Annotated in this window: 10 protein-coding genes; 5 read left to right on the forward strand and 5 right to left on the reverse strand. The window is 59.2% G+C overall.

From position 1 onward, the window contains the following. Positions 1 to 242 precede the first annotated feature (242 nt). From IB245_RS27320 to IB245_RS27340, 5 genes are all read left to right on the forward strand, one after another. Positions 243 to 1,445 (forward strand): NAD(P)/FAD-dependent oxidoreductase, encoded by a 1,203-nt coding sequence (locus IB245_RS27320; RefSeq protein WP_192229248.1) that lies wholly within the window; start codon positions 243 to 245, stop codon positions 1,443 to 1,445. Between the two features lie 181 nt (positions 1,446 to 1,626). Next, complete coding sequence (locus IB245_RS27325; protein ID WP_192229249.1) at positions 1,627 to 2,916, forward strand: NAD(P)/FAD-dependent oxidoreductase; 1,290 nt, start codon at positions 1,627 to 1,629, stop codon at positions 2,914 to 2,916. Positions 2,917 to 2,942: 26 nt separating this feature from the next. Continuing rightward, positions 2,943 to 3,497 carry a helix-turn-helix domain-containing protein gene (locus tag IB245_RS27330; RefSeq protein ID WP_192229250.1) on the forward strand — a complete coding sequence of 185 codons (555 nt, stop codon included), beginning with the start codon at positions 2,943 to 2,945 and terminating at the stop codon, positions 3,495 to 3,497. A 23-nt stretch (positions 3,498 to 3,520) separates the two neighbouring features. Then, positions 3,521 to 4,867 carry a glutamine synthetase family protein gene (locus tag IB245_RS27335; RefSeq protein WP_032828749.1) on the forward strand — a complete coding sequence of 449 codons (1,347 nt, stop codon included), beginning with the start codon at positions 3,521 to 3,523 and terminating at the stop codon, positions 4,865 to 4,867. 492 nt (positions 4,868 to 5,359) lie between these two features. Further along, positions 5,360 to 5,869 carry a hypothetical protein gene (locus IB245_RS27340; protein WP_081500240.1) on the forward strand — a complete coding sequence of 170 codons (510 nt, stop codon included), beginning with the start codon at positions 5,360 to 5,362 and terminating at the stop codon, positions 5,867 to 5,869. 450 nt (positions 5,870 to 6,319) lie between these two features. On the opposite strand, the gene IB245_RS27345 is transcribed toward IB245_RS27340, so the two are convergent. The 5 genes from IB245_RS27345 to IB245_RS27365 all read right to left on the reverse strand — a co-directional run bounded on the left by IB245_RS27345 (position 6,320) and on the right by IB245_RS27365 (position 9,807). Further along, entirely contained in the window at positions 6,320 to 6,910 is a 591-nt protein-coding gene (locus IB245_RS27345; RefSeq protein WP_162130711.1) for a helix-turn-helix domain-containing protein, read from the reverse strand. Between the two features lie 53 nt (positions 6,911 to 6,963). Beyond that, a complete protein-coding gene (locus IB245_RS27350; RefSeq protein ID WP_192229251.1) occupies positions 6,964 to 7,125 on the reverse strand; it encodes a hypothetical protein in 162 nt (53 codons plus the stop codon). 341 nt (positions 7,126 to 7,466) lie between these two features. Continuing rightward, complete coding sequence (locus IB245_RS27355; protein WP_192229252.1) at positions 7,467 to 8,261, reverse strand: ABC transporter ATP-binding protein; 795 nt, start codon at positions 8,259 to 8,261, stop codon at positions 7,467 to 7,469. Positions 8,262 to 8,274: 13 nt separating this feature from the next. Continuing rightward, the gene (locus tag IB245_RS27360) at positions 8,275 to 9,036 is read right to left on the reverse strand and encodes an ABC transporter permease (protein WP_008029127.1); all 762 of its coding nucleotides are present in this window, start codon (positions 9,034 to 9,036) and stop codon (positions 8,275 to 8,277) included. A gap of 9 nt (positions 9,037 to 9,045) precedes the next feature. Further along, positions 9,046 to 9,807, reverse strand: coding sequence for an ABC transporter permease (locus IB245_RS27365; RefSeq protein WP_008029130.1), 762 nt, complete (start codon positions 9,805 to 9,807; stop codon positions 9,046 to 9,048). Positions 9,808 to 9,823 lie beyond the last annotated feature (16 nt).

Raw genomic sequence — 9,823 nt, forward strand, 5'->3', positions numbered from 1 at the left:
CAAATGTTAGCAGCTGAAGGTTAGGCAGGCAACGAATCCCGTCGGCGCATCTCTCTGTGCATTACCCCTTGTGCGTGGGTAAAGGCTCTCTCGGTCGAGCCATCGAACCTTTCGATGGCAACCATCAGAAAAAACCGATTGCGTTAATTAACTAGGATCAATACAGTCGTAGTTGTTCGGTCGACACTGGCAAGCGCACGACCTCTACGAATTTATTGATCGGCCTTCTCACGGAGTTAAAGATGAAACAGCACATTCTGGTAATCGGCGCAGGTTTCGGTGGCATGTGGACGGCTTTGAGCGCCACACGCCTGTTCGACATTCATGGTCACAACGACGTAGAAGTCACCGTCCTGGCCCCGCAGGCCGAGCTGCGCGTGCGTCCGCGGTTCTATGAGCCGAGCGCGCACCAACTGGCCGCGCCGATTGGCGAGCTGTTCGATGCGGTGGGCGTGAAGTTCATCAAGGGCGCTGCGCAAACCATCGACGTCGAGCAAAAACGCGTGGGTTATGTCGACGCCTCGGGTGCGAAACAGGTGTGCAGCTACGACAAACTCGTTCTGGCCACCGGCAGCCGTCTGGCGATTCCGGCGACCGCCGGCGTGGCTGAACATGCGTTCGATGTCGACCAGATCGAACAAGCCGTGCGCCTGGAAAACCATCTGAAATCCCTGGCCAGCCTGCCGGAAAGCAAAGCCCGCAACACCGTGGTGGTGGCCGGCGGCGGCTTCACCGGGATTGAAACGGCGACCGAGATGACCGCACGTCTGCGTGCCATTTTGGGCGATCAGGCCGACGTCGAGGTGATCATTGTCGATCGTGGCGAGAAAATTGGCGGGTCGATGGGGGCTGAAATCGCCAAGTCGATCGAAGAGGCCAGTATTGAAACCGGCGTGAAATGGCACTTGAAGGCTTCGGTACTTTCCGTCGATGCCAACGGCGTCACTCTGAGCGACGGCCAGCGTATCGAGGCCAAAACCGTGGTCTGGACCACCGGCGTGCGCGCCAGTTCGCTGACCGAGCAGATCCCTGCCGAACGCGATCACCTGGGCCGCCTGCACGTGGACAGCCACCTGAAAGTCATCGGTCAGGACGATATCTTTGCCACCGGCGATGTGGCTTATGCCGCGTCCGACGACATCGGCAACTACGCCTTGATGACCTGCCAACACGCCATCGTATTGGGGCGTCACGCCGGCAATAACGTTGCCGCGCAGATCCTTGGCGTGGACCCGACGCCGTACAGCCAACCCAAATACGTCACCTGCCTGGACCTGGGTGCCTGGGGTGCGGTGTACACCGAGGGCTGGGACCGTCAGGTCAAACTGGTGAAACAGGAAGGCAAGAACCTGAAGACGCAGATCAACACCGTGTGGATCTACCCGCCGGCAGCTGATCGTACAACCGCATGGGCCGCAGCAGATCCGCTGATCCCGATCGCTTGAGTCGCTGAGCGGAAATCACCTGAATCCCTGTAGGAGCGAGCCTGCTCGCGATGGAATGTCAGCCACATAGGTTTGCTGACACTCCATCGCGAGCAGGCTCGCTCCTACAGGTTCTTGCGTTCGTGAAATAACGTGTGTATTTTTTCATGAAATTTAAATAATAAAATTTCATGAGGCCCGCATGTTCCAGCAATCCACCCGCCACGTCGCCAGTTACTACGCTCACACTTGCGCAGATCGCTTGGTGGAACGTGCGGCGTTGGAGGGCGAGCACGACACTGAAGTGTTGATCATCGGCGCCGGCTTCAGTGGTTTGCACACGGCATTGCGACTGGCCCTGGCGGGCAAACGCGTGACGCTGCTGGAAGCCAGTCGAGTGGCTTGGGCGGCGTCGGGGCGCAATGGCGGCCAGGCCATTCTCGGTTGGTCGTGCGATATGCCGCCGCTGGAGGCCGCGCTGGGTTATGAGCGTGCGCGACGCTTGTGGGACGGCATGCGCTGGGCCGCGCAGGAATTGCGCGCGCTGCCCGCCCGGCATGAATTCGATTGTGACTATCGGCCCGGCCACCTCTGGACATCGGTGATGCCGCGCCGGGTGAGCCTGCTGACCGAGTGGCAACACGAGGCGAGCCACAAATGGGGCCACGATGGATTGCAATTCATTCCCCGTGAGCAGTTGCCGCAATGGGTCGCCAGCGAGCGCTACCAGGCGGGCCTGTTTGATCCTGAAGGCGGGCACCTGAACCCGTTGAAACTGGCACTCGGCCTGGCTGCGGCCATCGAGCGCGCCGGTGGTCGTATTCATGAACAAAGCAAGGCGCTGAATTACCGCGAGGAGGGTGGCCGGTACGTGGTCACCACTGAGCGCGGGCGCATCCGGGCCGATGTGCTGGTGCTGGCGTGCAACGCCTATCTGGACCGGCTCGATCCGCAGCTATCAAGTTGTGTGTTGCCGGTCGGCACCTATCAGGTGGCCACCGCGCCGCTCTCGCAAGCACAGGCGACCGCGCTCCTGCCGAGCAATGTCTGTGTCACCGACAATCAGTTCGTTCTCGATTATTTCCGTCGTACACCGGATAACCGCTTGCTGTTCGGCGGCGGTTGCACCTACCTGGGCGGCATGCCGAAGGACATCGCCGCCGCGACCCGGCCGTTCCTGCAACGGGTATTTCCTCAGCTCCAGGGCGTCGAACTGGAATTCGCCTGGGGCGGCCATATCGACCTCACGCTCAAACGCACACCTGACATTGGCCGACGCGGCGATCTCTATTGGCTGCAGGGTTATTCGGGCCATGGTGTGCTGCCGACCCTGGCCGGGGCTCGCGCCGTGTCCGACGCGATACTCGGTCAGGCAGATGAGCTGGGCTTGTATCAGGGCCTGGTCAACGGCAGCTTCCCCGGCGGCAAATACATGGCCGCGCCCCTGGAAGCCATCGGCAAGGCCTGGTATCGGTTGCGCGACAGCCTTTGAAACGCACATTTTCTGGAAGCTTTCAGATGGACATGCAAGAAGAGATTTCGGCGCTGGCGATCCTGATTCAGGACCTGCGCAAACACAAGAAATACACGCTCAAGGAACTGGCGGACAAGATCGGTCGCTCTGTCGGTTTCCTCTCGCAAGTCGAGCGTGGGTTGTCACGTCCGACCGTGGCGGACTTGACCGCGATCAGCGAAACCCTCGGCGTGCCGACCACCTATTTCTACAGCCTGCCCAAACCCATGGCCTTGCCGTGGGTGACCCGGCCGGACGAGCGCCGCACGCTGTATTACGCCGACGGCATCACCGACATCCTGGTCTCGCCGAAAATGCGCGCCTCGTTCTCGATGCTCGAAAGCCGTCTCGAGCCCGGCGCCAGCAGTGGTGACCGGCACATGGATGACAGCTCGGAGCAGGGCGGTTACGTGCTCGAAGGGCAACTGACACTTTGGCTGGATGACAATCAACCGGTCACCCTGGGGGGCGGGGACAGCTTTCAACTAGCCAGCCATACCCATTGCCGCTACGGCAATCTCACCGATCAGCTCACCCGGGTGCTCTGGGTTTACACCTGATAAAAACAACAAGGAACAACATGATGGATGCTGTCTGCTCTGATCTGGTTGCTGAAGTGCGCGCATTTCGGCAGCGCTTTCCGGATGTGCGCTACGTCGACCTGATTTCCCTGGATATCCCGGGGCATTTCTACGGCAAGCGCTATCCGATCGAGATGCTCGAAAAGGTCGCCGCCGGCAGCGCGCTCAAGCTGCCGCAGAATTGTGTATTGCTCGGCACTCAAGGCGGGCTGTTCAAAATCGGCGACTACTGTTTCAACGACGGCGACCCGGATGCGCCCCGTCGGTTGGTGCCGGGTACGCTGAAAATCGTCGACTGGGAAAAACAGCCGCTGGGGCAGATGTTGATCACCTCCAGCGGCACTGAAAAACCGATCGTCTTCGAGCCACGGGAAGTGCTGGCGCAAGTGCTGGAGCGCCTCGCTGGCAAAGGGATCTTCCCGGTGGTGGCTTTCGAACTGGAGTTCTACCTGTTCGATCGCCAGTTGCGTGACGGCTTGCCGCAGTTTGCGCGCGATCCGCTGACCGACGATGCGGACGATCAGCCGAACATGCATATCGAGCGGCTGTCGCGGTTTGCGCCGGTACTCGATGAAATGGTCGAGACGGCGCGGGCGCAAGGCATCGACACCACGGTGATTACTGCCGAGCTGGGCCCGGGGCAGTTCGAGATCAACTTCGGTCACCTGGATGACGGCCTGCGGGCTGCCGACTGGGCGGCGCTGTTTTGCCGCAGCACCCGTGGCGTGGCGCTCAAGCACAACTACCGCGCCAGTTTCATGGCCAAGCCTTACTTGCAACACCCCGGCAGCGGCATGCATGTTCATGTGAGCCTGTACGACGAGGCGGGCAATAACCTTTTAGCGGCCAATGACCAACAGCCGCTGCGCCATGCCGTGGCCGGTTGCCTTGAACTGTTGCCGCATTGCATGCCGATCTTCGCGCCGAACCACAATGCGCTGCGTCGCTTGAGCGGCACCGTGAATGTCGCGACGCGTGCCAGTTGGGGCTTTGAAGATCGGGACGCCTGCCTGCGGGTTCCTGAGTCGGACGCGAGGAATCTACGCATCGAACATCGCCTCGCCGGTGCCGATGCCAACCCGTATCTGGTGTTGGCGGCGATTCTGGTCGGGTTGGAACAAGGACTCGAAACCGGTCGTCAACCGATAGCACCGTTGAATGAAGATCGCAGCAGTGGCATCAACTTCCCGCTGGAGATGCTGGAGGCCGTTCAATCCATGCAACACAACGCGCAGTTGCGTGAGGGATTGGGTGCGGAGTTTGTAAATGTCTACTGCGAAAACAAGCGTCAGGACCATTTGGCATTTATGCAGGACATCAATGCGCGTGAATATCGCTGGTACTTGTAGTTGACCGCTTTTCGTCACTCGACCTTAAAAAAAGTGTGGATATTTAAGGACTTGGAAAGATTAGTAACCAGGTGGTGAGTCAAAATATCTTGTTACACGGTGAAATATTCCGTAATATCCGCACCGCGTTCACCACCACGGTTTATGCATTTTTAAATCCCAGGCGTCCATCAGCTGCCTGGGATTTTTTTTGCCTGAAATAAGCTGTGCTTCAAAAATTATTCGTTCAGTTAGAACGATTATTTCTTTCGGTTCTTTAAATAGACCTCTTCTGCATATCCATAACCGTAAAATCCGCGTTGTGGATCGGGTTGTGTCTGCAATCAAATCCGAATGGCGGTCATGGCAGAAATAGACGTTCCATCCACCTCGTTAAAGCTGCCCCAGCATCAAATTCCGCTGTTCGATGGTCATCTTGTTGCCCCCGGTCCAATCCTTAGAATCGGCGCCATCAGCTTCGTCCAACTATTCAAACCTTTGGGGAACAACACCATGATGAACGCCATGCAGATGCAAATGCCGATGAACGCCAACATGCCGATGATGCCGATGATGGGCATGCCGATGATGATGGCGACCATGACGTGCGAAATGATGGACGACGGCATGATGTGCAAAATGATGCCGGCCGCTGGCATGGACATGGCGATGTTCAAGAACAGCGCAGAAATGATGCAGATGATGATGAACTGCGGCATGCCGATGATGATGCACTGCGGCAACATGAGCATGATGTGCATGTCCCAGGCGGCCATGGCCATGCCGATGATGAACATGATGATGCCAATGCCGATGATGGGCATGCCGATGCCGTCGATGAAGTGCGTGATGGAATGCACCATGATGGCTGACGGCATGATGTGCAAAATCATGCCGATGGCGGGCATGAACATGGACATGATGAAAAACTGCTGCACCCTGATGATGAAAATGATGAACGATTGCAGCATGCCGATGATGATGAGCTGCAATGGCATGCCGATGATGTGCTGCACCTGCTGATCCTGAGCGACAGCCATTAAAAAGCCCGGCCAATGCAGATTGGCCGGGCTTTTTAATGTCCTGCTTTTGTAGGAGCCAGGCTTGCCGGCGAAGGCGTATTTGAGATCGCCATCGCCAGCAAGCCGGCTCCTACAGTTTGATGTCGTCCGAAAAACTGGGGGCATCCACGACCCTGTAGGAGCCAGGCTTGCTGGCGAAGGCGTATTTGAGATCGCCATCGCCAGCAAGCCGGCTCCTACAGTTTGATGTCGTCCGAAAAACTGGGGGCATCCACGACCCTGTAGGAGCCAGGCTTGCCGGCGAAGGCGTACTTGAGATCGCCATCGCCAGCAAGCCGGCTCCTACAATGTCTGCGTCGTTCGATGAATTGGAGTTGACCACCTACCCTGTAGGAGCCGGCTTGCCGGCGATGGCGTCAGCAAAGCCGCCATCACCCGCAAGTCGGTTTTGTCAGTCGAGGCGTTCCGGGTAAGTCACCACCAGATACGCCACCGCTTCACTGTCCGCCGGGTTGCGATAGCGGTGGGGCTGGTCGGCGTAAAACAGGATCGAATCGCCGGTGGAAAGCAGGTAGCGTTCGTCGTTGACGCTGATTTCCAGTACGCCCTGCGAAACCACCAGGTTCTCCTGGACGCCGGGGCCATGGCCCTCGGAAACGTCCTCTCCCAATGGGCTCAGGCGCAGTTCGTAAAATTCCGATTGGCGCGCCACGTCAAACGGGAACAGCGCACGACTGACAAAGGCGCCGCTGGCGCTGACCAGGCGTTTGCTCTGGCTCGCCGATAACACGGCCACCCCTTCAAAGGCGCGATGTTCAAGAAATGCGGCCACCGAAACCTTCAAGCCTTTGGCGATTTTGCACAGCACTTTGATCGACGGCACGCTGCGTCCGGATTCGATCTGCGCGAGCATCGCCCGGCTCACACCGCATTGTCGCGCAAGGGCGTCGAGGGACAGGTGACGCTTGCCCCGCAGGCGTTGCAGGTTTTGCGCGACCCGCTCGCAGATCGGGTCCTCTTCCAGTGATTCGAGGTTGTTCAGGTCCAGCACGGGTTCGTCAGCGCTCGCCAGAAAGCGCGAGGGGTTTTGTGTATTCACGCCTGACGAGTCTCGGTCGAACGCGAAGCCTGAACCCACTGAAAGGCCTGCAGGCCAGCATTGCGTGCGTACATTTCCCACATGGCCCGTGCCCGTTGCTGCGCTTGTTTGCGTTTGCGGTAGCTGGTGAAGTCGATGATGTTGGCGGTCGGATTCATAGGGCTCTTCACTGTCGTGGTGAATGACGGGATGGTCTGAGATTACGCGGATATTTTTATAACGATAAATACTGTTTATGTATTTATTAATTCCTTTTGGTTCTTTTTAAAGCCAGCTGCCAGAAAGGCTCTGGATGCCCCCTGATCCTGTAGGAGCCGGCTTGCTGGCGATCGGATCGGCGCGGTATATCAAGCAAGACGCCATCGCCGGCAAGCCAACTCCTACAGGATTCTGTGTTGATCAAATGACCTTGTAGGAGCCGGCTTGCCGGCGATGGCGGCGCATCGGACACACCGCGTCGCTTCAATCGCCAGCAAGCCGGCTCCTACAGGTCCAGCGTTTAATGCCCCACCAACTCCTCAAGCAGCTGTTCCTTGTACCCCTGCAAAACCGTTGAAGCCCGGTCCCGTGGGTGGGGCAGGTCGACCTTGATTTCGTGCTTGATCCGGCCCGGGTGGGCGTCCATCACGATGACCCGGTCGCCCAGGTACAGCGCTTCTTCGATGTCGTGGGTGACCATGATCACCGTGCAGCGCTGTTGCACCCAGATGCGTAGCAACTCGTGTTGCAGGCGCACCCGGGTCAGGGCGTCGAGGGCGCCGAGGGGTTCGTCGAGCAGCAGCACTTTCGGTTGGTTGATCAGTGCGCGGGCGATGGCCGCGCGCTGCGCCATGCCGCCGGACAACTGGTGGGGGTAGGCGTTTTCAAAACCTTCGAGGTTGACCAGCGCAATGTGCTCGGCCACCAAACGGTCCTTTTCTGCCTTGGACAACGGATGGTTTTTCAGCGCCAGGGCAATGTTCTGTTTCAGGGTCATCCACGGAAACAGTCGATGGTCCTGAAACACGATCCCGCGTTCCAGGCTGGTGCCGACCACCCGTTTGCCATCCAGCAGAATCTCGCCTTCATAGTCGTCCTCCAGCCCGACGACCAGCCGCAGCAGCGTCGACTTACCGCAACCGCTGGCACCGACAATGCTGACGAACTCACCGGGACGCACGTCGAGATTGATCTGTTGCAGCACCGGCAAAGGCTGGCCTTCGATCCGGTAGGCCTTGCTCAAGCCGCGAATCTGCAGCGCACCGGTGTGTAATGAGGTGCTGTGTGGCACAGCGTGTTGGGCAATTGCGTTCATGGTTATCGGCCTTTCAGCGAATGTTGCGCCAGCGCAGCAGATGGCGGCTAAGAAGAGTGAACAGCAGGGTCATCAGGTAACCGCAGAGGCCGATGCACAGCACGCTGAGGACGATGACTTCCATGCGTGAGCCGGCTTCGGCGTTCATCATCAGGTTGCCCAGGCCGGCGCCCGAAGACAGGAACAGTTCGCTGCCCACCGCGGTGACCCAGGCAAACGCCAGCGCATGCAGCACGCCGGTGGCAATGCTCGGCAGCGCCGCTGGCAGCAGCACATGACGAAAGCGTTGCCAGCGGCTCAGCACCAGCACCTGACCGACCTCGCGATAGCGCTTCTCGACATGGCTGAAACCCTGGTACGTGTTGAGGACCATCGGATAGAACGCCGCGAGACTGACGATCAACACTTTGGAAAACTCGCCATTGCCAAACCACATGGCGATCAACGGAATCCAGCCGAGCATCGGCACCTGGCGGATCGAATGAAACAGCGGCCCGACCAGCCGATTGGCCACTGCCGACAGCGCCATCAGCACCCCCAGCAACACGCCGAAGACAATCCCCAGTGCCAGGCCGGTGCTGGTGCGGGCCAGGCTGGCCAGCAGGTTCACCAGCAACTCGCCGTTGGCCAACAGTTCGAGCAACGCCGCGCCGATCGCCGACAACGGCACAAAGGCGTACGCGCCAGCGGCACCCTGGCGTGACAGGTATTCCCAGCCGCCGATCAACAACAGCGGCAGGAGCAGGCCACGGGATTTGGCAAGCAATCGAATCATCATCGGCTCCTAGCGGGTCTGCCAGCGGAACAGCCGCTGTTCCAGTTGGCGAAAGGTAAAGTCCAGGGCGAAACCGATAACGCCGGTCACCACAATCCCGACCATCACCACATCAATGCGCAACATCTGCCGGCTCATTTCGATCATCTGCCCCAGACCGCTGTCGGCGGCCAGCAACTCGGTGGCCACCAACACCACCCAGGCGCGGGTCAGGCTGATGCGAAAACCGGTGATGATCGGCGGCGCGGCAGCGGGCAGGGCGATGGCGCGGACAAACGTCGGCCAGCGCAGGCGATACACATCGGCGACTTCGAAGTAGCTGCGCGGAATGGCCTTGACCCCTTCGCTGGCGGCCAGCGCCACCGGGAAGAACGCAGTCTTGGCGACGATGATGATCTTGAAGGTTTCATCGATGCCGAACAGCAACACAAACATCGGGATCAGCGCGATGCTGGGGATCTGGCGCAGGGTGTGGAACAGCGGCGAGCAGTAGATCTCGACGTTCTTCGACAACGCCATCAGCACCCCGAACGCCAGGCCCAGCAGCGAGCCTATGCCGAAACCCAGCCCCAGTCGTGACAGGCTGTTGAGCAAGTGGTCGAGCAGCTCACCGCTGGCCGACAATTCCTCGAAGGTCTGCCACACCTGAGCGGGCGGGACGAGCAGGTTGCGCGGGAAAATCCCGGCCTCGGCCACCACCGCCCAGAGCAACAACAGGGCGGCAGGGGAGATGAGCCAGGTCAGGGAAAACAACAGACGTCGGGTACGCATGGCGGGTCTTATTTCG

It is taken from the genome of Pseudomonas sp. PDM02, from assembly GCF_014852285.1.
Lineage (GTDB): Bacteria > Pseudomonadota > Gammaproteobacteria > Pseudomonadales > Pseudomonadaceae > Aquipseudomonas > Aquipseudomonas migulae.